Source organism: Ruegeria sp. HKCCA6707 (assembly GCF_013033515.1).
Classification (GTDB): domain Bacteria; phylum Pseudomonadota; class Alphaproteobacteria; order Rhodobacterales; family Rhodobacteraceae; genus Ruegeria.
Window position 1 is genome coordinate 624,550 of record NZ_WQEG01000001.1, and the last position, 22,680, is coordinate 647,229.

At 59.1% G+C, this 22,680-nt stretch carries 21 protein-coding genes and 1 tRNA gene; 11 read left to right on the plus strand and 11 right to left on the minus strand.

The window, feature by feature from the left end; genetic code table 11:
* Positions 1-44: 44 nt before the first annotated feature.
* The 8 genes from GOW40_RS03090 to GOW40_RS03125 all read right to left on the minus strand — a co-directional run bounded on the left by GOW40_RS03090 (position 45) and on the right by GOW40_RS03125 (position 7,005).
* On the minus strand, positions 45-425 hold the full coding sequence (locus GOW40_RS03090) for a rhodanese-like domain-containing protein (protein WP_171128667.1): 381 nt from the start codon (positions 423-425) through the stop codon (positions 45-47).
* A 119-nt stretch (positions 426-544) separates the two neighbouring features.
* A tRNA-Leu gene (locus GOW40_RS03095) sits at positions 545-630 on the minus strand.
* A gap of 111 nt (positions 631-741) precedes the next feature.
* Positions 742-1,668, minus strand: a complete 927-nt coding sequence (locus GOW40_RS03100; protein ID WP_171128665.1) for a hypothetical protein — start codon at positions 1,666-1,668, stop codon at positions 742-744.
* A gap of 6 nt (positions 1,669-1,674) precedes the next feature.
* Positions 1,675-2,988 carry a TRAP transporter large permease gene (locus GOW40_RS03105; RefSeq protein ID WP_171102324.1) on the minus strand — a complete coding sequence of 438 codons (1,314 nt, stop codon included), beginning with the start codon at positions 2,986-2,988 and terminating at the stop codon, positions 1,675-1,677.
* A 4-nt stretch (positions 2,989-2,992) separates the two neighbouring features.
* The gene (locus GOW40_RS03110; RefSeq protein WP_171128664.1) at positions 2,993-3,526 is read right to left on the minus strand and encodes a TRAP transporter small permease; all 534 of its coding nucleotides are present in this window, start codon (positions 3,524-3,526) and stop codon (positions 2,993-2,995) included.
* A gap of 70 nt (positions 3,527-3,596) precedes the next feature.
* A complete protein-coding gene (locus GOW40_RS03115; protein ID WP_171102326.1) occupies positions 3,597-4,574 on the minus strand; it encodes a TRAP transporter substrate-binding protein in 978 nt (325 codons plus the stop codon).
* 50 nt (positions 4,575-4,624) lie between these two features.
* Positions 4,625-5,875 carry an FAD-binding oxidoreductase gene (locus GOW40_RS03120; protein WP_171128662.1) on the minus strand — a complete coding sequence of 417 codons (1,251 nt, stop codon included), beginning with the start codon at positions 5,873-5,875 and terminating at the stop codon, positions 4,625-4,627.
* Complete coding sequence (locus tag GOW40_RS03125) at positions 5,872-7,005, minus strand: enolase C-terminal domain-like protein (protein ID WP_171128661.1); 1,134 nt, start codon at positions 7,003-7,005, stop codon at positions 5,872-5,874. The genes GOW40_RS03120 and GOW40_RS03125 overlap by 4 nt, the downstream gene beginning before the upstream one ends.
* A gap of 98 nt (positions 7,006-7,103) precedes the next feature.
* Here GOW40_RS03125 and GOW40_RS03130 point away from each other — a divergent pair, with 98 nt between their 5' ends.
* Positions 7,104-8,024, plus strand: coding sequence for a LysR family transcriptional regulator (locus GOW40_RS03130; protein ID WP_171128659.1), 921 nt, complete (start codon positions 7,104-7,106; stop codon positions 8,022-8,024).
* Here GOW40_RS03130 and GOW40_RS03135 read toward each other — a convergent pair.
* Positions 7,985-9,679 (minus strand): thiamine pyrophosphate-binding protein, encoded by a 1,695-nt coding sequence (locus tag GOW40_RS03135; RefSeq protein ID WP_171136356.1) that lies wholly within the window; start codon positions 9,677-9,679, stop codon positions 7,985-7,987. The genes GOW40_RS03130 and GOW40_RS03135 overlap by 40 nt on opposite strands.
* 109 nt (positions 9,680-9,788) lie before the next feature.
* Here GOW40_RS03135 and GOW40_RS03140 point away from each other — a divergent pair, with 109 nt between their 5' ends.
* The gene (locus tag GOW40_RS03140) at positions 9,789-10,487 is read left to right on the plus strand and encodes a GntR family transcriptional regulator (protein ID WP_171128655.1); all 699 of its coding nucleotides are present in this window, start codon (positions 9,789-9,791) and stop codon (positions 10,485-10,487) included.
* A 3-nt stretch (positions 10,488-10,490) separates the two neighbouring features.
* Positions 10,491-11,216: an aspartate/glutamate racemase family protein gene (locus tag GOW40_RS03145; RefSeq protein WP_171128653.1), complete on the plus strand. Its 726-nt coding sequence runs from the start codon at positions 10,491-10,493 to the stop codon at positions 11,214-11,216.
* On the opposite strand, the gene GOW40_RS03150 is transcribed toward GOW40_RS03145, so the two are convergent.
* Positions 11,213-12,448: a Tm-1-like ATP-binding domain-containing protein gene (locus GOW40_RS03150; protein WP_171128651.1), complete on the minus strand. Its 1,236-nt coding sequence runs from the start codon at positions 12,446-12,448 to the stop codon at positions 11,213-11,215. The two genes, GOW40_RS03145 and GOW40_RS03150, sit on opposite strands and share 4 nt — an antisense overlap.
* Before the next feature lie 12 nt (positions 12,449-12,460).
* The gene (locus tag GOW40_RS03155; RefSeq protein ID WP_171128649.1) at positions 12,461-13,945 is read right to left on the minus strand and encodes an aldehyde dehydrogenase family protein; all 1,485 of its coding nucleotides are present in this window, start codon (positions 13,943-13,945) and stop codon (positions 12,461-12,463) included.
* Between the two features lie 176 nt (positions 13,946-14,121).
* Between GOW40_RS03155 and GOW40_RS03160 the strand changes: the two genes are divergently transcribed.
* From GOW40_RS03160 to GOW40_RS03195, 8 genes are read left to right on the plus strand one after another with little or no spacing between them, the layout of a single operon-like run.
* The gene (locus GOW40_RS03160) at positions 14,122-15,060 is read left to right on the plus strand and encodes a tripartite tricarboxylate transporter substrate-binding protein (protein ID WP_171128647.1); all 939 of its coding nucleotides are present in this window, start codon (positions 14,122-14,124) and stop codon (positions 15,058-15,060) included.
* Positions 15,061-15,118: 58 nt separating this feature from the next.
* Complete coding sequence (locus GOW40_RS03165; protein ID WP_171128646.1) at positions 15,119-15,652, plus strand: tripartite tricarboxylate transporter TctB family protein; 534 nt, start codon at positions 15,119-15,121, stop codon at positions 15,650-15,652.
* Positions 15,652-17,256, plus strand: coding sequence for a tripartite tricarboxylate transporter permease (locus tag GOW40_RS03170; protein ID WP_171128644.1), 1,605 nt, complete (start codon positions 15,652-15,654; stop codon positions 17,254-17,256). Before GOW40_RS03165 ends, GOW40_RS03170 begins: the two co-directional genes overlap by 1 nt.
* Positions 17,237-18,493: a cytochrome P450 gene (locus GOW40_RS03175; protein WP_171128642.1), complete on the plus strand. Its 1,257-nt coding sequence runs from the start codon at positions 17,237-17,239 to the stop codon at positions 18,491-18,493. The genes GOW40_RS03170 and GOW40_RS03175 overlap by 20 nt, the downstream gene beginning before the upstream one ends.
* A gap of 7 nt (positions 18,494-18,500) precedes the next feature.
* On the plus strand, positions 18,501-19,793 hold the full coding sequence (locus GOW40_RS03180) for a glutamine synthetase family protein (RefSeq protein WP_171128640.1): 1,293 nt from the start codon (positions 18,501-18,503) through the stop codon (positions 19,791-19,793).
* A gap of 1 nt (position 19,794) precedes the next feature.
* The gene (locus GOW40_RS03185; RefSeq protein ID WP_254444234.1) at positions 19,795-20,505 is read left to right on the plus strand and encodes a type 1 glutamine amidotransferase; all 711 of its coding nucleotides are present in this window, start codon (positions 19,795-19,797) and stop codon (positions 20,503-20,505) included.
* Positions 20,506-21,318 carry an IclR family transcriptional regulator gene (locus GOW40_RS03190; RefSeq protein ID WP_171128635.1) on the plus strand — a complete coding sequence of 271 codons (813 nt, stop codon included), beginning with the start codon at positions 20,506-20,508 and terminating at the stop codon, positions 21,316-21,318.
* On the plus strand, positions 21,318-22,670 hold the full coding sequence (locus GOW40_RS03195) for an aminotransferase class III-fold pyridoxal phosphate-dependent enzyme (RefSeq protein WP_171128633.1): 1,353 nt from the start codon (positions 21,318-21,320) through the stop codon (positions 22,668-22,670). Before GOW40_RS03190 ends, GOW40_RS03195 begins: the two co-directional genes overlap by 1 nt.
* The last annotated feature ends 10 nt before the right edge of the window (positions 22,671-22,680 follow it).

Here is a 22,680-nt window from a genome sequence, read left to right on the forward strand (position 1 = left end):
TCGCTCCTGTGCAAAGACTTCCCTGATCTGCGTCAAGATCAGACCTATTCCGGGCCCACCACAGCGCCACCACCATTGATCCAGTCAGACAGGCCGCCCAGATTATAGACCTCGGGATACCCCATATCTTTCAGCAGCTTCCCGGCCAAAGCTGCACGACCGCCCGAGGCGCAATGTAGCACGATGGCGCGATCTTTGCGCAGCTCCGGGTCATGCGATGGAACCGCGTCATCAGCGCGAAACTCAAGCATCCCGCGTGGAATATGATGTGCCCCCTCAGCGCGGCCGGTGCGTTCCAGTTCGGTCCCGTCGCGCACATCCAAAAGCAGAGCCCCTTGCCCCATCAACGCCTGCGCGCGCGCGGTATCAATACGCTCTACAACCGCGTTTGCGGCTTCCATCATGTCTTTGACTGTCAACGGCATCTCATCCTCCGGCCTGAGTGTTCCGAACCTTATATAGGGAATGCAGAATGTATGATAACCCGCATGGCGCGCGAATTCCTAGCTTTCCTGCCGTTTTCCAATTGGCAGAGGAAAGTTTCTGGTGCGGGCGGTGGGACTCGAACCCACACGGGCATACGCCCTTCAGATTTTAAGTCTGATATGTCTACCATTCCATCACGCCCGCACAGCGCCGAAAAAGGGCCGGTTCGGACTCCCTAACCCTCTGAGCAGGTGAAGACAATCCATTCCTTGTGTCCACAGTTGGAAAACCCTGGAAACCGAAGCATGTCTGCCCCTAAGCTTGCCCGTTGCGATAAAGCCGCTCCATCACCAAAGGCGTCAGATACATCGGTATCTGGTAGGCGCCGATGAACGCCATGATTGGGGCCGTAACCTCGGGCGGCAGGGCGACAAAGAAAATCGCGATGTTGCGGTTTCCTGCGATCACCGAAATTGCTGTGGATTTCTCACCGGGCAGAGTCTTGCGGGTCAATTTGAACGCCAAAAGCTGCGCGCCGAAGTTGATCAGGCAGGCAAAAGCGATCCAGAACACCGCCGCCGCCGGGTTTGTGAGTGCTGTGGCGCTGACCGACGGCATCAGGCCGATGACAAAGACGGCCAGGGTAATATTGGCAAGCCCTTCAATTGAAAGAGACATCTCGCTGGACAAGCGCCGCAGCAGGGTCATGCGCAACACAAGCGCCGCCCCTGCAGCGGCGGCGATGGTCAGGAAGAGTCGGGTCGTGGCGGTCAGAACGGTGGAAAAATCGCCCAGCTCAGGCATCAAAAGAAACACCGGCAGCGCCGTCAGCGGCAGAAGCGCGGTACCCAGAATCATCAAACGCATCGCGTATTCAGGCGGATAGCCCATCATCAGGCACATGTTGGGACTGCCCGAAATGGATGGTGCCGACATCATGATCAATACCGACAACAGCAACGGTGCACCGATCCAGCCCCCGGCGAATCCGACGGCTAGTACGACCATGGGCAGCAGCACCTGGAACAGGATGACAACGCCGATCCCCTGCCCCAGATCCCTGAGGCTTCCCACAAGTGTTGCTGGGTCCATCCGCAGCACAGTGATGAAAAGCAACATCACGACGAGCGGCGGCAACAAGGGGCGCATCGGTTGTGCCAGCCCGGGCAGCAAAAGACCCGCCACCAGCCCTGCGATCAACACATAGGGACCATGGCGGGCCGCCAGATGGAGCGGGTTCAAATCAGGTTACCCTCCGGGCGATTGCCGCAGGTTTTCCGGCAACCATGTGGCCAGCTCGGGGAACCAGATCAGGACAAAGACCATCAGCACCATGATCAGGAACATCGGGATCGCTGCACGCGCAATATAGCCCATCTCATGATTGGTCATGCCTTGCATCACAAAGAGGTTAAAGCCGATAGGCGGTGTGATCTGCGCCATCTCGACAACGACCACGATGAAGATACCAAACCAGATCAGGTCAATCCCAGCATCACGGATCATCGGCTCGACCACGGCCATGGTCAGAACAACCGATGAGATACCGTCAAGGAAACACCCCAGAATGATGTAGAACACCAGCAGAACCATCAGCAGCTCGAACCGGGTCAGCTCCCACCCGGCGATCAGATCGGCCAGCCCGCGCGGCAGGCCGGTGAAGCCCATCGACAGCGACAGAAAGGCCGCGCCTGCAAGGATCAGCGCGATCATGGCACTGGTGCGCGTGGCCCCCATCAGGCTTTCGGTAAAGGTTTTCCACGTCAGCGAGCCCTGCCCCGCGGCCAGCAGCAGACCCCCGATCACACCAAAGGCGGCGGCCTCGGTTGCGGTGGCATAGCCCAGATACATCGAGCCGATCACAACCGTGATCAGAAGGATCACCGGCAGCAGAAACCGTGAGTTTCTAAGCTTTTCGCGGAAGGTCAACTTGCCCTCGATATTGGGATTCCAGTCTTTGCCGATCTTGGAATAGATCGCGACATAGCCCATGAACATCGCCGCCAGCACCAGGCCGGGCAGGATACCCGCAAAGAACAGCTTGGTGATGGATTCGTTGATCGTCACGCCATAAACAATCAGCGTCAGCGAGGGTGGGATCATCAGACCTAGCGTTGCAGCCCCGGTCAGTGTGCCGATGATCATGCGCTCGGGATAATTCCGTTTGCGCAGTTCAGGGATCGACATCTTGCCCACCGTGGTCAGGGTGGCCGCAGACGAGCCTGACACGGCGGCAAACACGGTGCAGCCAACGATATTGGTATGCACGAGCCCACCTGGCAAAGGCGCCATCCAAGGGGACAGCCCCTTGAACATGTCTTCAGATAATCGCGTGCGATAGAGGATCTCGCCCATCCAGATGAACATCGGTAGCGCGGTCAGCGTCCAGGAAGAAGAGGCCGACCAGATGGTTGTGATCATCACATCGCCCACGGGCCGCGTGGTGAACAGCTCCATCCCGACCCAGGCGACGCCCATCAGGGCCAGGCCCACCCAGACACCCGTACCCAGCAAGGTGAACAAAACAAACAGAAAGAGGATGATGACAGAGAGGTTTTCCATGCGCTTATTCTCCCTGGCTTTGATCGGCCAGATCACGGGTGATCCGGTGATCGCCCTTGATGAGCACGTGGATAAGATGGTCGGTCAGCGCAATCGCAAGGATCACCGCGCCGATCAGCATCGCAGATTGCGGGATCCACAAAGCGGTTTTGTCTTGCCCCTGGCTGATATCGTTGAACTTCCAGCTCCAATAGACAAACCGGTAGGCGTACCAGCAGAAGTACCACATCACCGCAGTGCCGATGGCAAAGCACCAGACCTCAAGAATACGGCGCACGCTTTCGGGTACGGCGTTCAGCAGGATCGAGACCCGGATGTGGCTGCCTCGGTTCAATGCATTTGCAAAGGCCAGGAACGAGGCGGCGGCCATGGCGTACCCGGCATAATCGGGCGCGCCCGGAAAGACCTCACCGGTCCAGCGGGCCAGCATTTGCACCACGATCAACAGCAGGATGGCGATCAGGCTCAGCGCTGCCAGAACCCCTGCTGCCAGATAAATGAAATCCAGTACGGACCGAAGCCCTCGCAAAGCACCCATGCTGTCCCCGTGTTTGTTTTCTTGGTTGGTATTCGGGCGGCGAAATGCTCCGCCGCCCGACGACAATCAGTTATTGAGACGCGTTGAACGCGTCGACAATCGCCTTGCCCTGATCTCCGGCGGCTTCCAGCCACTCATTGGTCATGGTGACACCGATTTCTTTCAGTTCATTGACCATCTGCTCAGAAGCCGGACCAACGGTCATGCCACCATCGCGCAGGCCTTGCAGGGTAAAGCCCGTGTACTCCTTGGCTCGCCAGTTGCCCGCATATTCGGCCAGTTCGGCACAGGCCTTGATGACGTTTTTGTTGGTGTCAGAAACACCCGACCAAACGTCGGAGTTCACCATCACGTAATTGCGCGGCAGCCATGCATCCACTTCGTAGAAATAGTTCAGGCTTTCCCAGACCTTACGGTCATACCCTGTGGATCCCGATGACACCATCGCATCGGCAACACCTGTGGCAAAAGCCTGACTGATCTCGGCCGCTTCGATGGTTACGGGCAACATTCCTGTCAGCTCGGCCAGCCGCGATGTCGCGTTGTTGTACGAGCGGAACTTGATGCCCTCCATATCGGCAACCGAGTTCACCTCGTTCTTGAAGTACAGCCCCTGCGGTGGCCAAGGCACGGCATAAAGCAGCGTCAGGTTCTGCTCGGCCAGCAGTTCTTCGATTGTAGGCTTTGCCGCTTCCCAGAGCTTGGCGCTATCGTCAAAGGACGTGGCCAGGAAAGGGATCGAGTCGAACCCAAACAGTGCGTTTTCGTTCTGGTGGCCGGACAGAAGACGCTCACCGATTGGGGCCTGCCCGGTCTGGATTGCGCGTTTGATGTCAGCACCCTTGAACAGCGATCCCGACGGGTGCGTGACAATTTCAATCTCGCCCCCAGTGCCAGTGGTCACGCATTTAGCGAACTCCGCCCCGGTGGCCGAATGGAAGTTTGACGCCGAATAGGCCATCGGCATGTCCCATTTCTCGGCCAAAGCGGGTGCAGCTGCGGCGGCAGTCAAAGCAGTTGCTGCCAAAAGATGTGTCAGTTTTTTCATCATGTTCTCCCGGTTGAAATTCGTTGTGTCAGTGTTGTCCACCGATCTGTCTAGGTTGCGAAACGTGCAGGTGCATAGGCACTTACATCCATGTTCGGGTTTCTGCCCGCGATCATCTGCGCCAAAAGCCGCCCCGTCTTGGGGCCACCCGTCAGGCCGATGTGATGGTGACCAAAGCCCATGAAAGCTCCGTCAGTCCCCGGCACATCCCCAATGACAGGGATCGAGTCGGCAGGCGCTGGCCTATGTCCCATCCATTCGCTTTCTTCGCGCCATGTCAAACCCGGAAACGCCGCTTTGGCGTTCTTGCGCAATAGATCGAACGCGGCGGGCGAAGGTTCAGCCTCGAGCCCTCCGAATTCAACAATGCCAGCCAAACGGATGCGCCCCTCCATCGGGGTAGCCACAAACTTGCCCGAGGCGATCATGGCCGGACAACGCGGCATGGCCGAGGGTTCGATCAATTCCAGATGATACCCGCGCTCGGTTTCCAGCGGCACCGATATGCCCAGGGATTTTGCCAAAGGGCCAGACCAAACGCCAGCTGTCAGCACAGCCGCGTCACACTCAATCTGTTGCCCACCGGCTTTTACGGCCGTAACGCGACCGCTTTCATGCACGATGGCTTGCACTTCGGCGCGGATGATTTGACCACCTTGCGCTTTAACATGACCGGCCAAGTCTTTGATATATCTTCCGGGATCCTTGATGTGACCATGTTCGGCCATCTTCGCCGCAAATCCGATCTGCGGGCCATATATCGGGTCGAAGTCATGAAACTCTTGCCCTTCGAGTTCCTGCCATTTGACCCCGTTCTTGCGCCTGATGCGCCATCCGAAGGCATCGCTTTCAAAGTGCGCGCGGTCGTCATAGACATACATATAGTCCGAAGGAGCGATCCACTTTTCCGCTCCTGTGCCCTGCGCCAGTGCGGTGTGATCGTTCAGACTGTCTCCGACAATGGGTGTAAGGGCTGCCGCAATCCGATCTGCATCTTCTGCGTTGGCGTGCTTTAGATACCGCGTCAGCCAGGGCAACAGCTTGGGCAGGTAACCCCATTTCAAGAACAATGGCTGCATCGGATCAAACAGCATCCCAGGCGCTTTTTTCAGCAGCCCCGGCACGGTCACGGGCACTACCGAGCATGAAGCCAGAACACCACCATTCCCGTAAGACGTGCCCTCACCCGGTCCAGCCTTGTCGATCAGAATAACCTTGTGACCATCTCTTTGCAGCCAGATCGCGGTCGAGACACCAACGATCCCGGCTCCGATGATGGCTATGGTCTTTTGTTCGCTCATGCTGCCTGCGCCCGAGCGGTTGCGTAATGTTCCAACTTGCCAATATCCGGCATGCCACCCAAACCCGGACCATTGGGAACGACGACCTTGCCGTCGCTGACCGCAAAGCGCTCTTGCAGGATATCGTCAGCCAGAAAGTAGGAGGCCTGATAAAACTCGCATCCAAGTGTGATTTCGGGCGTGGCGGCGATCATATGTGTACCGGCCAGATGGGCCAATCCGGTCTCGAACATGTCGCCACCATAAGCGCTCAGCCCATGCGCCGCAGCAATGCGCGCAACGCTTTGGCCACGCGATAGGCCACCAGATTTCATGATCTTGACCGATACGCCGTCGCAAATTCCTTCGCGGGCGGCGCGCTCCATATCTTCGGGCCCAAACACGCTTTCATCTGCCAATAGCGGTACGTCAACCATCTTCCGCAACTGCGCCATCATACCAAAATGATGCGCCCGCACAGGCTGCTCGATGAAATCGGGACGAAACTGCGCCACATCGCGCACTTGGCTCGGGGCATCCTCGACCGACAAGCCCTGATTATAGTCCACCCGCACCGAGAATTCGGGGGCATTCTGCGCCAGGTATTCCAACCTCATGATATCGAACGCATGATCTTTGAACCCGGTCTTTAACTTGACGATCCGCACGCCATCATCCTTCAGTCGGGCCAGCAGATCGATATCCTGTGCAAAATCTGGGTTGGCGATGGAACAGCTGAGCGGGATCGTGCTGCGGCATCGTCCACCCAGCAGCGCCCAGACGGGGACACCACTGATGCGACCCGTAAGGTCCAGAAGCGCTGTCTCAAGCGCCGCCTTGGCCTCGGTGCAATGGGCCACCGCTTTTTCGGCCTGCGCCATAATCCTGGCCCGATCCGCAACCGGCTGACCCACGACGAGTGGGCGTAGATACCGGTTCAGCGCCGCAAAGCTGGCCTCGGGCGAGCCGGTAAAGACCGACCAGGGCGACGCCTCGCCAAAACCCTGCGAGCCATCTTCTGACGTCAGCCGCAGCACCACGATCTCGCAAGTGCCTTCGACCGAGCCAATCCCGTGATCGCGGCGCGATGTAACCGGCAGTTCAAGGTGCCACAGGTCGTACCCCACGATTTTCTGATCTAAGTCGCCCATGCAGCCCCCGGTTCCACCCTGAAAGCCTGCCTTGACCTACATATCATTTCAAATACTAATTCTTGGCAACTCCATCAGAAGAAATGATAAGGTAAGCGATGTCCCTGCGCTTTCGCCAACTTCAGGCCTTTCACGCCATCATGGAAACCGGAACGGTCACCGGGGCCGCATCCGTCTTGGGGATTTCTCAGCCCGGGATCAGCAATCTACTGTCTCAGCTTGAACGCGAAGCCCGCCTGCCCTTGTTCGAGCGTACCAAAGGCCGCCTGATGCCCACGCCTGAGGCAGAGCTTTTGTATCGAGAGGTCGACACTGTGGTACGCGGTCTGGATCATGTGGCCCAGGCGGTAACTGACCTTCAAAACAAGCACCCTGGTCAATTACAGGTCGCCGCCCCACACATGCTGTCCTTCGGCTTCATGCCGCAGGAAATAGCGCGATTCGCCAAATCCCGCCCCAACCTGTCCGTTAGCTTCCAGTCGCAATATTCCTCGAAAATTCAGGAATGGGTCATCTCTGGCCTGTTCGAGATTGGCGTGGTCGAGTTGCCGATCTTGCATGACACGCTGGAATACCAAGTGTTCAACTTTGAGACCTTGGCAACGTTTCCCGCCGACAGCGGGCTGGCAGTATATGAGGTTTTAACGCCCCAGATACTAGACAATGAACCGTTTATCGTGATGGGCCCCGAGCATCAGACACACCGGCGAACCCGCGATATTTTTCAGGCCGCCGGATGCACGTGGCGCACGCAGATCCATACCCATTTGTCCGAAAACCTGCTGAGCTTTGTCAAACAAGGCATGGGCGTCGCCATGATCGACCCTTTCACAGTCGCGTTTGACCGTGAGAGCGGCTATCTCACCCGCCCATTCAAACCGGCAGTGACGCTGGATCTGGCCGTGATCACCGCCAAAACTCGCCCTTTGTCCGCGATTGCACAGGCGTTTCTGGCGCAGTTGACCGCGTCAATCGCGTCTTATGCCACCCATTCCGAAACCGGTGCGGCGGCCTCGTGAAGCGGTTGGGAGTGTATGTCGACTAAACTCGGACCGTCCTGGGCAAGGGCCTGTTTCAAAATGCCGTTCAGTTCGGCCGGATCCTGAACCGTCCAGGATTTGACCCCAAAGGCGTTTGCCACAGCCGCGTGATCGGTCCGGTTGAAATCGACGTTATAGAACCGCTGACCAAACCCCGCATTCTGCCCTGCCTTGATCCATCCAAACACCGCGTTTGAGAAAACGATAGAAGTGATCGGCATCCTGTGCCGGACCATAGTTTCAAACTCGCCACAGGCAAAACCGAACGAACCGTCACCCATCACGGCCAGCGTCTTCACCGAGGGTCGCCCGACATGTGCCCCCATCGCAGCGCCCAGCGAATAGCCCAAAGCCCCATGCGCCCGGTTGGTGATGAAATGTCGCCCTGCCCTGGGCCAGCGGTAATGCGCACTGAAATAGGGGCAAGGCGTGCCGGGGTCGGCCACAACAATCGCGTCATCGTCCAAAAGGTCCATCAGCGCGGCCATCACCGCCTCGGGGCGGATCGGCGTGTCCCGGCTTGCCGCAAGCGGATTAAAGCCCGCAAGCTTTGCGGCCCAGGCAGCGCTTGCCTTGGCTGCGCCGCCCATGGACGGTAAGTCTTGTTGCTGCTCAAGCGCATCGGCCAGCGCTTCGAGCGCCAATTTGGCATCTGCGCAAATGGCGACTTCGGTTTGGTAATTGGCTCCGATCACCAGGGGATCGCTGTCGATGTGAAGGATCGTTGCACCGCGCGCCGGGCTTCGCCAGCGTTCGGTGGTCACAGATCCGGCGCGACATCCGACAAAGACAACAACATCGGCCTGATCGATAACCGCTCGGGTCGCCGCGACCCCGCCGTTCGAGCCGACAACACCCAGCGCCAAAGGATCGGTTTCGGCAATCGCCCCCTGCCCGGACACCGTTGTTGCGACGGGCGCATCCAACAGTTTGGCCACCCGCGACAGGGCCGCTGTCGCACCCGACAAAACCGGCCCGCCCCCGCAGACGAAAACGGCAGAGTTCGCCTGCGCCAGAACCTTTGCCGCTGCTTCGATGGCATCCGGGTCGGGACCTACGCGTTCCGCCGGGAAGGACCGATGGCGGTCATCCGCCCAAATCTCGGCCTCGTCCACCGGCCCTTTCTGCGTGTCAAAGGGCAGCGCCAAATGGGTGGCACCGGGCGTGCCCGTGGTCATGGCTCGGAACGCTGCCCGCACCATAGCCGGCAGCCGCGACGGGTCATCGAGCGATGCGTTCCACTTGGTCAACGGCTTGAAGAGCGCTGGCTGATCCAACTCGGTCAGCGGGTATTTCCCCCGGCTTGTCGTGGCCACATCCGACGTGATCGCCAGTATCGGCACCGAGCTTTCATTGGCCTCGACCACGCCGGGGAGAATATAGGTCGCTCCTCCGCCCGAGGGGCCTTCGCAAACCCCCGGCTTTCCAGTGACCCGCGCATAGCCATCCGCCATATAGGCCGCATGGCGCTCGTCCCTAGTCAGGATGTGCTGAATGCCATGATCCATGAGTGCCAAAGCGTCATAGAACGGCAAGGTCGTGTCGCCGCACAGGCCGAACATATGGCGCACATCATGGGCTTGCAGCATCCGCACCATCGCTTCTGCACCGGTCAAATGGTTGGTTCCAGTCATGGCAAGCACTTCCCTCCAGAATCTGCGCACAGACCTGTATACAGTTTTGTATATTGATTTCAACCGCGCTCTATGCCACCTGTTGAACAGCAGATTTCAGGCGGGTTTGATGGCAGGTCCACGGGTCGATGACATTTATGAGCAGGTCAAGGCGATGGCCGTTTCCTTTCGCCTGCGCCCGGGTGACCGGCTGAACGAGGTTGCGCTGTCCAAAGAGCTCGGCGTCAGCCGTACGCCGTTACGAGAGGCGCTGAACCGCCTTGTGGCAGAACGCTTGTTCGATTTCCGCCCCGGCCAGGGTTTCTTTTGCCGCCCGCTGGATGCACAAACCGTGTTCGACCTGTTCGAACTGCGTCGTATCATCGAAACCGCCGCTGTGCGCAGCGCCTGCGAAAGAGCCTTGGATTCAGATCTGGATGCGTTGAAAACCGAGCTTTACGCAACCGGCATCGACATCACCGGCCTGACGATTGCCGAGGCGGTCGCGCGCGATGAGGCGTTTCACCTTGGCATTGCCCAACTGACCGGCAATGCAGAATTGGTCGAAACGCTTGACCGGATCAACGAGCGCATCCGCTATATCCGTTGGGTATCGATGAGTATGGATCGTGTGCAACGCTCAAAAGACGAACATAAACGCGTGATGCAAGCGTTGATCGCACGCGACGCGGACAGCGCTGCTCAGGTGATGGGCGCGCATATCGCCAAACGCATGGATCAGGTGCAAGAAGCCGTGCGGCACGGTATTTCCAGCATTTATATGGATGGGCCCGAGGGGATCTCGTCCCGGATCATCGAGGACGCATAGACCATGATCGCAAAAGGCGGCAAATCCATCTATGGCGCGTCGGTTGGTATCTTGATGCTGGACGCGCAATTCCCCCGTATTCCAGGTGATATGGGCAACGCGTTGACCTGGCCGTTTCCGGTGCTCTACCGCGTCGTGCGGGATGCCACCCCTGATCACGTCGTGCGCAAGAATGCCGATGGCATGCTGGGCGCCTTTATCGATGCGGCACGTGATCTGGTCAAAGACGGTGCGGACGGGATTACCACCAATTGCGGGTTTCTTTCGCTGTTTCAGGAGGAACTCGCCGCGGCGCTGCCGGTGCCGGTTGTGACCTCATCTTTGATGCAGGTGGATATGGTGAACAGAACCCTGCCCGCAGCTAAGCGGGCCGGTATCCTGACCATCTCGGCCTCGACGCTGACACCCGCGCATCTGGCAGGCGCACAGGTCCCTGAAGGCACGCCCATTGGGTCAACGGAACATGGGATGGAGTTTACGCGGGCCATTCTGGACAACAAACTCACACTGGATGTCGAAAAAGCGCGGGCAGACAATCTCGAGGCGGCGCTGGCGCTGACGGCAGACCACCCTGAGATTGGCGCGCTGGTACTGGAGTGCACAAATATGTGCCCCTATGCCGCCGATATTCAACGCGCCACCGGGCTGCCGGTCTATTCGATCGTCACATTGGTCAACTGGTTTCAGGCCGGTCTGACCCCGCCGCGCTTTGATCTAAGCCACGCTTAGGGCTGCGCGACCGCTCCCTGCGCAAGCCACGCGTCGAACTGTTTCAACGCGGCCTCGGAAAATTCCGGGTCATTAATATGTGCATCCAACTCGATCAGGGTCACATTCGGCGGACAGTTTGCGCGAACCTCCTCTATGAACGCGGCTAAACCTGCGGGGTCACTCAGGGGTCCGCCGGGCCGGTCCCATTCGTTGCCGCCCTGGTTTGGCAGGATTAGAGTCGTCGGACCCTTGGCCTGCAACAGTTTCGCGCAGATTTCGCGCGCCATCTCGCGGCGCTGATCTGCTGTCATCATGACCGAAGACAACAGGCGGTTATGGGCATGTGTCTCTTGCCCGCGCAGCTTCTGGGGCGTGTCCTGCCAGCCCACGAAATCCACCAGATCATAGCAGCCGATGGACACGATCTGAGGCGTGCCACACAGACCCGCCGCCGTCATCCGATCCGCCCCGGCCGAGATTGAAGACCCCATCAAATGGTTGCCCACCTCTTGCGGTGCGAAATCCATCACGGCGGCAAAGCGCCCCTCGGATGCCAGGCTTTCAAACGCACGCCCGCCCATGCCGGTTGCATGAAACACCGCAACCTCGAACCCGCGCTGTTCCAGTGCGGGTTTCAGCGCCACCATATATTTCAGCACTGTTTTCCCAAAAGACGTCATGCCGATCAGCGGTTTGGCCGCGTCGGGCCGTTCGACCGCGCGCGCCGCGCCAAGCACCGCGCCAGCGGCCTGACTGAGAGAGGCTTTGCAGACCGAATTCAAGCCATAAAGCCCGCCCGCCCAAAGGATCATCTGTACATCCGCGGGCAAACGCTCGGGCGGGATCAGCGGTGAGAAGGACACCGTCGACACGATATATTTCGGCACGCCAACCGGCAGGGCCGAACAGATATCCAGCGCCAGATCGGTGCCCATAGTGCCGCCCAGAACAAGCGCAGCGTCGACCTTTCCATCAGCCTGCAGCCGGGCCGCCAGTATCGCCCCGCCCTTGGCCATGATCTGCATGGCCGTGTTCTCATCCCCGCTGTCGATCGCCTCTTGGATGCTGTGGCCCCCGGCTTCGGCCACGTCGTGCTTTGAGATATCGGTCGGCTTTGACGGATCCCCCAGAACGCTCACATCCATTGTCATGACCTGACCACCCTGCCCCCGAATGGTATCGGCAAGGTAATTCAGTTCATCATCTTTGGTGTCATAGGTTCCAACCAGAAGGATGGTTTTGTCCGTCATCTCAAGAGACCCTCAAAGCTTGATCCATGCGGTTTTCAGGTTCAGGTATTTGTCGAACGCATGCAAAGACTTGTCATGCCCATTGCCCGATTGTTTGACGCCGCCCAGCGGCACGGTGACATCCGCCCCGCCATAGGTGTTCACATGCACCACCCCGGCCTCAATCGCCGCGATCATCCGATGTGCCCGCGACAGGTTTGAGGTCCAAACCCCTGCGGCCAGCCCTGTCTCTGTGTCGTTGGCCAGCGCGATGGCTTCTTCCTCGGTGTCAAAGACCTGCACTGTAAGAACAGGGCCAAAGACCTCTTCGCGCACGATCCGGTCATCAGGTTGCACATCCGTCACGATGGTCGGTGCCATATAGGTGCCGCCGGTTTCTTGCAGGATACGGTTGCCGCCCGTGGCGATGGTGCGCCCCGCAGCGCGCGCCTCGTCTATGAAAGCAAGGTTCTGCGCCAATTGACGCTCGGAGTTCACAGCACCTGCATTGGTTATAGTGTCCAGCGGATCACCGACCTGCATCGCTTTGGCCTGCGCCACAAGCTTATCGACAAAGACATCATGGATCTCACGCTGCACCAGCAGGCGCGACCCGGCGATGCAGACCTGCCCCGAGTTGCGGAAGATACCTGCCGCCGAGATCTTAGCGGCCTCATCCAGATCGGGCGCATCGGCGAAGACAATGTTCGGCGACTTGCCGCCCAGTTCAAGATAGACCCGCTTGAGGTTCGAACGCGCCGACGCCTCCAGCAACCGTCGCCCCGTGGCCCCGGATCCGGTAAAGACAAGCACATCAACCTCGTTGGACTCTGCAATTGCCGCTCCGATCACAGCGCCTTCGCCGGTGACCACATTCAGAACCCCCGGCGGCAGGCCTGCCTCCAACGCAAGTTCGGCTAAACGCAGCAAGGTGAGCGAAGCCGTCTCGGCGGGTTTCAGAACCACCGTGCATCCGGCGGCCAAGGCCGGGCCCAGCTTCCAACTGCCGATCATCATCGGGAAATTCCACGGCACGATTGCCCCTACAACGCCAACCGGGTGCTTGTGCACCAGCCCCAGCGCCCCGGGGGCTGTGGGCGCTATCTCGCCAAAGATCTTGTCCGTGGCCTCGGCGAAATACCGGATCGTTCCCGCTGCGCTGAGCGGTTCGGCCTTATAGGCCATGCCGATCTCGGTGCCGTTGTCGCGCACCCCCAATACGGCAAGTTCTTCAGCCTGCGCTTCAATCAGATCGGCCCATTTCAAAAGGATTCTCTTACGAGCAGCGGGGGCAAGTCCGGACCAGCGCCCGTCGTCAAACGCCAACCGGGCCGCCGCAACCGCGCGGTCTGCATCCTCGCGCGTACCTTTCGGCAAGGTCGTCAATGTACTGCCATCTATCGGAGAAATCACCGGCATCGTACGGCCATCTGATGCGTCAACGCGCGCACCGTTGATCACATGTTTCGCGTCAGGAACCGGCTGATGGCGAAGGGTGTCGATTCTGGGTTTGTCCAAGTCAGTCTCGCTAGGTTTAAATAATGAACCTTAGGTGGCAAAAAACTTTCCTAGTTTTGGGCCGCTTTTGTCAACAGGGATTTTTTTGTTGACAGGCAAGGATTCCAAAAACAAAATTATTGATACCTAAGGTTCATATAATAAACCAACTAAATCTGATCTCGCAGGGAGATGACATGACCAAAATGACGAAGGCGGTTCTGGCCGCACTTGCCCTTGGCCTGGCCGGACCGGCGCTGGCTGAGTATCCCGAAAAACCCGTCAGCTTTATCGTCCCGTGGCCTCCGGGCGATCTGGAAGACGTGCTGACCCGGATGATCGCCGAAGACTTTCAAGCGGAATATGGCGTGCCCGCTGCCGTGGTGAACAAGCCCGGCGGCGGTGGCGGCCCCTTCCCGGGCGCGGTCGAAGTGGCCACAGCGCCTGCAGATGGCTACACCATCGGCTCGTTTGTACCCGCCGTGTCGCTGATCGGGCATGAGATCGACATCCCCGAGCTGACACCCGAAAAGTTTGATCCGGTTGGTATCTTCCTGACCTATCCGTTTGTTGTCGCCACATCCGGCAATGCACCCTATTCCAATATGCAGGAACTGGCAGATTACGCGAAAGAAAACGATGTATTCCTTGGCCATTTCGGCGATGTTCTGACCCCGACACAGGTAACCAAGGCCCTGTCGGCAACTATGGGGTTCGAGTGGGGTGGTGACGCTGCCTTTGACGCGCTGGATTGCAACACGCTGGCTTCGGGCGATGCGGATGTGATCAACACAACGCTGCAACTCATCCTGCCTTGTCTGGACAGCGTGAAGGTTCTGGTGTCGATCACAGGCGAGCGGATCAGCAAGGTGCCCGACACGCCTGCAATCGGCGAGGTTGAACCGTCGCTCGACATCTCGCTGTGGAACGGTCTCTTTGTCACCAAAGATACGCCAGCCGATGTACGGGAAAAAATTGCCGCGGTTGCCGAGAAGACCGTCAAAAGCGAACGCGCGCAGCAATTGGCCGCTGAAACCGGTGCCTTGGTCTATTGGCTGAACGCCGACGAAAGCGCAGCAGTGATCGCCGAGGACAAAGCGACACTGGGTACAATCTCGGAAGCGCTGGGTCAGTAAGACCAACGGCCCGAGAGGGCGGCGACCCGCCCTCTCTCACTCGACAAGGACCCCCCTGATGGACGATTCCGAGCTTTTGCAGGTCAAGACCAAGACGTCCGGGCAGGTTGTCTTTGTTGTCGCCGGTCTGGTTCTGACGCTGATCTTGCTGTCGCAGATCACCACACAGACCGAATGGACGGAAAAAGCACGCAATATCGGCAGCCAACCCCGCCTGTGGCCAGCGATTGCCCTGATCACAATGCTGGGTGGCTTTGCGATCCATTTCCGGCTGATGCGACGACGCAAGCCCAACGCACTGGATTGGGGCGAGGCGCGGCGCTGGGCCGAGCCTTTGGAATACCTCCTGTGGTTTCTCGTCTATGTTGCAGCTGTCCCAAGGCTGGGCTTTCTGCCCATGAGCATCCTCTTCGCCTGCGCGCTGACCTACCGATTGGGCTATCGCTCACGTATGGGGTTGATGATCGCCGCGCTCTTTGCGGTTGCGATGGTGGTTTTGTTCAAGGGTCTTCTTGGGGTCAACATACCCGGCGCGCAAATCTATGAATTTCTTCCCGCTTCGGTGCGAACCTTCTTTCTGGTGTATCTCTGATGGATCTGATCCTGTCCGCCATTGACGTTCTTGCCCGCTGGGACGTGATGCTTGCGCTGCTGGTCGGGGCGGTGGGCGGTGTGGCCATTGGCGCCATTCCGGGTGTTGGGCCCGCAGTGGCCATCGCCATCCTTTTGCCCGCAACCTTCTCGATGGACCCGATTGTCGGGTTGACGCTGCTGTTGGGGATCTACGGGTCATCGATGTATGGCGGATCGATCCCTGCCATTTTGATCAATACACCGGGCACGGCCGTCAACGCGCTGACTACCTATGACGGGTTCCCGATGACACTGCGAGGGGAAGGCCGACGCGCCTTGTCGCTGGCCTATTCAGCCAGTTTTCTGGGCGGTGTCTTCTCGGTTGTCTGTCTCATTTTTCTGTCCCCTGTTCTGGCCAAGATCGCCCCGATGTTCGGCTCGCGCGAGATCTTTCTGGCTGCGCTTCTGGGCCTTGTTCTGGTCGTCGTCGCGCACAAGGGACAAATGGCTATCGCCGCAGCCCTTGCAGGTTTTGGCATCCTGATTGGCACAGTCGGGCTGGAACCTGCGGCCTATACCCGCCGTTTCACTTTCGGTCAAAGCTGGTTGGCTGGAGGATTTGACCTGATCGTGGTTGTGCTGGGTCTTTTTGCGCTGTCTCAGGCGTTTTTGCTGCTGACCATGGATGACGAAAAGATCCGCCTGCCGCGTTCACGCGGATCGCTGTTTCAGGGCTTTCGCGAATTGGCGCGACATCCTCGCGTTGCGGCCATCTCGGCCAGTTTTGGCGTGGTGATGGGGATGATCCCCGGTGTTGGAGAATTCACCGCGCAGTTCATGTCCTACACCTCGGCCCGCAAACTGTCGAAGAACCCCAAAGCTTTTGGGCATGGCTCCTCTGAAGGTCTGATTTCATCCGAGACCGCCAACAACGCCGTGCCCGCAGCCGCGATGATCCCGTTGCTGGCCCTTGGCATCCCGGGCGAGGCGCTGACGGCGATGATGCTGTCGGTGTTCTACGTGCATAACGTGGTGCCCGGACCAGGGCTGTTCCAGAACGATATGGACTTTGTCGTCGCGCTTTACATCGCGCTTTTGGTTCTGAATGTCATTGTTGTGGGTTTCCTGCTGGTCTCAACCGGTTGGCTGGTACACCTCACGCGCATCCCGAACCGGTTTTTGGGCATGTGCATCCTGCTTCTCAGCTTTGTTGGCGTCTATTCCATTCGCAACTCGACCATGGATTGTGTCATCGCGGCGGTGTTCGGATTGATCGGATTTGTCCTGAAACGCCTGAACATGCCCATCGTGCCGATCATCCTGGGCATGGTGCTGGGCGGGATCATGGAGGTCAAACTGCGGGCCTCTTTGGCGCGGGTCAAAACGCCGATGGATTTCATCGACCGCCCCATCGCCTTCCTGCTGTTTTGCGTGATCTTGATCATCATCGGCTCGACCATCTGGCGCGTTTGGCGCGAATGGAAACCGGTTGACCGTCGCAAGCCGCAGAAAAAGGCTTCGAACGCCTTTGCGAAACGCATCGCTGGCCGGTCGCACCGCCATTTCGAAAACCGCACAAAACAACAAAGACGGAGACGTTTCTATGACCATGTGGGTTCCTGACGATGACGGGTTTGCCGATCTCGGCTCGCATGACAGCTTTGCGGGCGGTGCGCCCTACAATACCTTCGCGCGGTTGCGGCAAGAGGCCCCCTGTCACTGGTCCGAGTTTGACGGCGGCAAGGGCTACTGGTCGATCACGCGCCACGCCGATATCGACAAGATGATCCGCGACACCGAGACCTTTTCTTCGGCGCGCGGCATTCGGATGGAGGATCAGACCCATGAGGAATACATGGCCCGCCGCACCTTTCAGGAGACCGACGGGACCGAGCATCGCAAAGTGCGTATGAAAGTAGCCAAAGCGTTCTCGCCCAAGGTGGTCGCCGGGTTCGAGGAACAGATCCGCGAACTGTGCGGGCCCATTCTGGACAACGCGCTTGAAAAAGGCAGCTTTGACGCCACCCGAGACATCGCACGGGAATTGCCGATGCGGATGCTGGGGCAGATCTTGGGCGTCCCGGATGAAGACCTGCCCTGGCTGGTCGACAAGGGCGACGCGTTGATGGCCAATTCCGATCCCGATTTCACCCAGCATGTGGTCGACAAGATGGATACGGATGCGTTCCGGCTGATGCCCTTCAACTCACCAGCTGGGGCTGAGCTTTACGACTATTCTCGCGCCTTGATGGACAAGAAGAACGCCACAGGGGACACAAGCGGCATCCTGCATCTGATCCTGCAGCCCGATGAAAATGGTGAGACGATCTCGGACACAGAGTTCCGCAATTTCTTTTGCCTTCTGGTGGCCGCGGGCAATGATACAACACGCTACTCCATCGCGGCAGGCATTCAGGCGCTGGCGCGGCAGGACGGGTTGCTGGAGGAATTGCACGCTGGCGAGGTTTGGGGCACCGCTGCGGATGAAATCGTCCGCTGGGCTTCACCCGCCACCTATTTCCGCCGCACCGCGATGAAGGATGTCGAGGTGCATGGCCAGCAGATCAAGGAAGGTGACAAGGTGCTCTATTGGTTCATTTCCGCCAACCGGGATGAGACAATGTTTGAAGACCCCTATCGCCTGACCCTGTCGCGCAAGCCCAACCGACAGCTGGGATGGGGTCAGGGTGGCCCGCATGTCTGCCTGGGCATGCATCTGGCCCGGCTTGAGGTGCGAGTGCTGTTTCAGGAACTGGTCAAGCGCATCAAAACCATCGAACCGGATGGGCCCGAGGCCTTTGTCCGCTCGAACTTCGTAAACGGCATCAAGCGGATGCCCGTTCGCGTCACTTTGCAATAGGAAGCCAATGTCGAACCGTTTACGCGCCCTGTTCATTGACCACCTTTCGATCCCGCGTGGCAAATACCTGCCCGCCAGCAAGATCGGCGATGGCTCGACCCGGTTTGCCCGCGCAACGTTTGGCGTGCATTACGACCGCGATCTCTTGCTGGACGCACCGCACGCCATGGTGCGCGAAGGCGCGCCGGATATGGAACTGCGCTGGCGTGGCGAGGACGTCCGCCAAGGGTGGGAGCCCAATACGTCGATTGTTTTGGGCGATCTCTATGATGCGGATGGCAGCCCCCTGCCGCTGTGTCCTCGCGGGGCACTGAAACGCGCGATCGCTGATTGGGAAAAGCACGGGCTCAAACCGAAGCTGGGGATCGAGTTGGAGGCCTATGCCCTGCAAGGGGGCGAAGATGGACGGTTACGGCCCTATGACACACCGGGGGGCGTGGTCTATGGCACCGGCCCCTTTACCGATCCGATGCGGATCAACGACGTGATCTGGAACAAGGCGCTTGAGATGGGGTTCAAGCTGGACCTGATCACCGCAGAATACGACAGCCCCCAGTTCGAATACACACTGACCTTTGACGACGCTCTGAAAGCAGTGGATGATATCGTCTTGTTCCGCCAGATGGCGCGCGAAGTGGCTTTGGACCACGGGATCGTTCTGACCTTCCTGCCCAAACCTCTGTCCGAGATGGGCGGATCGGGCATGCATATCAACTTCTCGTTTAAGGATGCAGACGGGCAGAACGCCTTGGCGTCTGGCGAGTTCGGCGGCCCCGATCACCTGAACGATCTGTCTCGCGGCTGTCTGGCCGGGCTTGTGCATCACCACGAAGGTCTGGCGGGTCTTCTGGCCCCGACGGCTGGATCCTACCGTCGCCTACAGCCATCATCGCTGTCGGGCTATTGGAAGAACTGGGGCGGCGATCATCGGGGCGTGACCACGCGCGTCTCGGGCGAAGGCGGGGCCAAGGCGCGCCTGGAACACCGCATGGCGGATGCCAGCGCCAACCCCTATACCGCCGCCGCTGCCGTTCTTCAGGCCGCGCGGCTGGGGTTTGAGGCCAAGATGACCCTGCCCCCGATCGAGACCGGCGACGGGTTCGACACGGTGGATGCCCGCACCGGCACCGCGCCGAACCTGCGCAAGGCCATACAGGACCTGACAGCCGACACCGCTCTGGTCGATGCGGTCGGGCGCGCATTGGTTGAAAATCATGCCTTCATGAAAGAGCGCGAATTCCGTAAGACGCGCGAGCTGGAGCCTGACGCTCTGCTGGATTTCTATGTGTGGTTTGTCTGAGATGCGATTAGCCTGCCTTGTCACCAACACCGATGACAGCGCCTTTGCCAAAGCGCGCCCCTTGGATGACGCGAAATTCGCGGACCTGATCCACGGGGTTAGGCCCAACTGGCAGGTGACCGCGTTCTGGGTCTGCCGGAATGAGTTTCCGGAAGACATAAACCAGTTCGATGGCGTTATGATCACAGGCAGCCCGGCCTCGGTCACCGAAGACTTGCCTTGGATGCAGAAGCTTTCGGAATTAATCACGGACATTATCACACGCGGCATACCGCTTTTTGGCGCCTGTTTTGGGCATCAGATTATTGCGAAGGCTCTGGGCGCGCCGATTGTGCGCAATCCCGAGGGCTGGGCGCATGGGCGGATCGAGACCCGCCGCGTGGCGCGGGCACCGTGGTCGGGGAATGGCGATGTCTTGCAGCTTTATGGCTCGCATATCGAACAGGTGGGAGCGTTGCCCGACGGCGCGCAGCGCCTGTTTGAAAGCCCCGGTTGTCCGATCGCAGGGTATGCCATAGGCCATGCTGTGTTCACGGTGCAGCATCACCCGGAAATGACACAAGGCTTCATCTCCGATCTGGTTGACGAATACGCCGACTATGTCGGTGAAACCGTCACACAGACCGCGCGCGCCTCGGTGCAGGCCGGACCCGCCGACCGCGCGCTGTTTGCGGAAGAAATCGCCGCTTTCTTCGAGATGGAGGGACGCTGAATGGGCACGATCACCAAAGCGCTGGATTTGCTGGGCTTTTTTGCCCGCGACCGGGCCGAGATCGGCCTGGGAGAATTTGTGCGCCTGACCGGTCGGGACAAGGCAACGGTGCATCGTCATCTGACCGAACTGGCCGAGAACGGGTTTCTGGAACAGCATCCCGAAACCCGCGCCTATCGCCTGGGCCCGGCCCTGCTGCGCCTTTCCGCGCTGCGCGAGACGCTGTTTCCGGTGCGAAAGCTGTTGCAACCGATCGTATTTGATCTGTCGGAAGCGGTGGGAGAGCTGGCCCATGCCAGCCTCTTGCAGGGCGAGGTGCTGTCACCGGTTATTCATGCCGACCCCAGCCTGCACGGTGTTCTGGTCCATTTCGATATTGCCGAGATGTTGCCCTTGCACGCAACCTCATCGGGCATCGCCGCGCTGGCCTTTTGCGCCGAAGACACGCGGGCCAAGGTGCTGACGCGACCTTTGTCGAAATTCACCGACCAGACCATCTCGGATCCTGCTGCACTGAAGGCCAAGATCGAGCAGGTGCAGAGATTTGGCGTTGTGTCCGTGAGCGGCACGTTTGACGAAGGCGTCACCTCGGTCGGTGCGCCGGTGTTCGGCGAAGGCGAACGGGTTGTGGGCTCTTTGGCAGTCGCGGTACCCACCGTGCGCGCCAATCCCGAAAAGCTGCGCGACATCGCACAAAGACTTCTGGTCGAGGCCTCGCATGCCTCAACCGCGCTGGGCGGCGTTTTCCCGCGCAGCTTCGACACTCTGCCGCCCGATTGGGGCGACAAAACTCTGGCACAACAGGTGATCTGATGAAGGACAGCAACTTTCTGAAAGAAAACAACGCGCGCCACCTGTGGCACCCGATGGCACATCCGGCTGACAGCCTGAATAATCCGCCTGACATCATCGTCGGGGGCGAAGGGGTGACGATCACGGATGTGGACGGGCACAGTGTTGTTGACGGGGTTGGCGGGCTCTGGAACGTGAACCTGGGCTATTCCTGCCAGCCGGTGAAGGATGCCATCACCGCTCAGTTGAACCGCCTGCCCTATTACTCGATCTTTCGCGGCACCACCAATGATCTGGTCATCGAACTCAGTTGGATGCTGCGCGAGTTTTTCGCACCCGATGGCTTGTCGCGCGCCTTTTTCACCTCGGGCGGATCCGATGGGGTGGAAATCGCGCTGCGTCTGGCGCGCCAATATCACAAGATCCGAGGGGACGCGGGACGGGTCAAGTTCCTGAGCCTCAAGAAAGGCTATCACGGGACTCATACGCTGGGGGCATCAGTGAACGGAAACCCCAATTTCCGCACACAATATGAACCGCTCATGCCCGGCTGCCACCACATTCCGGCACCGTACCCCTATCGCAATCCGTTCAACGAAAGTGATCCCGAAAAGCTGGCACAGCTGTGTCTGGCCGCGCTTGAAGACGAGATCAAGTTCCAAGACCCCTCGACCATCGCCGCGATGATCATGGAGCCTGTTCTGGGTGCAGGTGGCGTGATCCCGCCGCATGAAAGCTTTATGCCCGGCGTGCGCGAGATCTGTTCGAAACACGGGATCCTTTTGGTCGCGGATGAGGTGATCACAGCCTATGGCCGCACTGGCGCATGGAGCGGGTCGCGGCGATTTGGTGTAAAGCCCGATATGGCCGTGACTGCCAAAGCGATCACCAACGGCTATTTTCCGTTTGGCGCTGTGATGATCAGCGATGAGATCTCGGAAACGTTCGAAAAGGACACATCCGGCAAAGCAGCGATTGGATCAGGTTATACCTATTCCGGCCATCCTGTGGGGGCTGCGGCGGCGATTGCCTGTTTGCAGGAAACCGAACGGCTGAACGTCAAGGACAACGCAGCCGCGCGCGGCCAGCAATTGTTCGAAGGGCTGCAAGACCTGGCCAAAACCTACGACACCATAGGCGATGTGCGCGGTGGCTATGGCTTGATGTGCGCGCTCGAGCTGGTCTCTGACCGCGCAGCCAAAACGCCAATAGACAAGGCCACCATCGGCAAGGTCCAAAAGACGGCATATGCCGCCGGTGCAATGGTGCGCGTATCAGGCAACAACATCATCCTGTCCCCGCCCCTGATCCTGAGCAGCGGGGATGTGGACACGATTGTCTCGGCCTTGGATGCGGGGTTCAAATCGATCTGACGCCAAGCTG

Bases quoted from the DNA above. Each gene is read 5' to 3' on its own strand.
- GOW40_RS03090 (WP_171128667.1), bottom strand. From the start codon at position 425: ATGCCGTTGACAGTCAAAGACATGATGGAAGCCGCAAACGCGGTTGTA.
- GOW40_RS03105 (WP_171102324.1), bottom strand. From the start codon at position 2,988: ATGGAAAACCTCTCTGTCATCATCCTCTTTCTGTTTGTTTTGTTCACC.
- GOW40_RS03110 (WP_171128664.1), bottom strand. From the start codon at position 3,526: ATGGGTGCTTTGCGAGGGCTTCGGTCCGTACTGGATTTCATTTATCTG.
- GOW40_RS03115 (WP_171102326.1), bottom strand. From the start codon at position 4,574: ATGAAAAAACTGACACATCTTTTGGCAGCAACTGCTTTGACTGCCGCC.
- GOW40_RS03120 (WP_171128662.1), bottom strand. From the start codon at position 5,875: ATGAGCGAACAAAAGACCATAGCCATCATCGGAGCCGGGATCGTTGGT.
- GOW40_RS03125 (WP_171128661.1), bottom strand. From the start codon at position 7,005: ATGGGCGACTTAGATCAGAAAATCGTGGGGTACGACCTGTGGCACCTT.
- GOW40_RS03130 (WP_171128659.1), top strand. From the start codon at position 7,104: ATGTCCCTGCGCTTTCGCCAACTTCAGGCCTTTCACGCCATCATGGAA.
- GOW40_RS03135 (WP_171136356.1), bottom strand. From the start codon at position 9,679: ATGACTGGAACCAACCATTTGACCGGTGCAGAAGCGATGGTGCGGATG.
- GOW40_RS03140 (WP_171128655.1), top strand. From the start codon at position 9,789: ATGGCAGGTCCACGGGTCGATGACATTTATGAGCAGGTCAAGGCGATG.
- GOW40_RS03145 (WP_171128653.1), top strand. From the start codon at position 10,491: ATGATCGCAAAAGGCGGCAAATCCATCTATGGCGCGTCGGTTGGTATC.
- GOW40_RS03150 (WP_171128651.1), bottom strand. From the start codon at position 12,448: ATGACGGACAAAACCATCCTTCTGGTTGGAACCTATGACACCAAAGAT.
- GOW40_RS03160 (WP_171128647.1), top strand. From the start codon at position 14,122: ATGACCAAAATGACGAAGGCGGTTCTGGCCGCACTTGCCCTTGGCCTG.
- GOW40_RS03165 (WP_171128646.1), top strand. From the start codon at position 15,119: ATGGACGATTCCGAGCTTTTGCAGGTCAAGACCAAGACGTCCGGGCAG.
- GOW40_RS03170 (WP_171128644.1), top strand. From the start codon at position 15,652: ATGGATCTGATCCTGTCCGCCATTGACGTTCTTGCCCGCTGGGACGTG.
- GOW40_RS03175 (WP_171128642.1), top strand. From the start codon at position 17,237: ATGACCATGTGGGTTCCTGACGATGACGGGTTTGCCGATCTCGGCTCG.
- GOW40_RS03180 (WP_171128640.1), top strand. From the start codon at position 18,501: ATGTCGAACCGTTTACGCGCCCTGTTCATTGACCACCTTTCGATCCCG.
- GOW40_RS03185 (WP_254444234.1), top strand. From the start codon at position 19,795: ATGCGATTAGCCTGCCTTGTCACCAACACCGATGACAGCGCCTTTGCC.
- GOW40_RS03190 (WP_171128635.1), top strand. From the start codon at position 20,506: ATGGGCACGATCACCAAAGCGCTGGATTTGCTGGGCTTTTTTGCCCGC.
- GOW40_RS03195 (WP_171128633.1), top strand. From the start codon at position 21,318: ATGAAGGACAGCAACTTTCTGAAAGAAAACAACGCGCGCCACCTGTGG.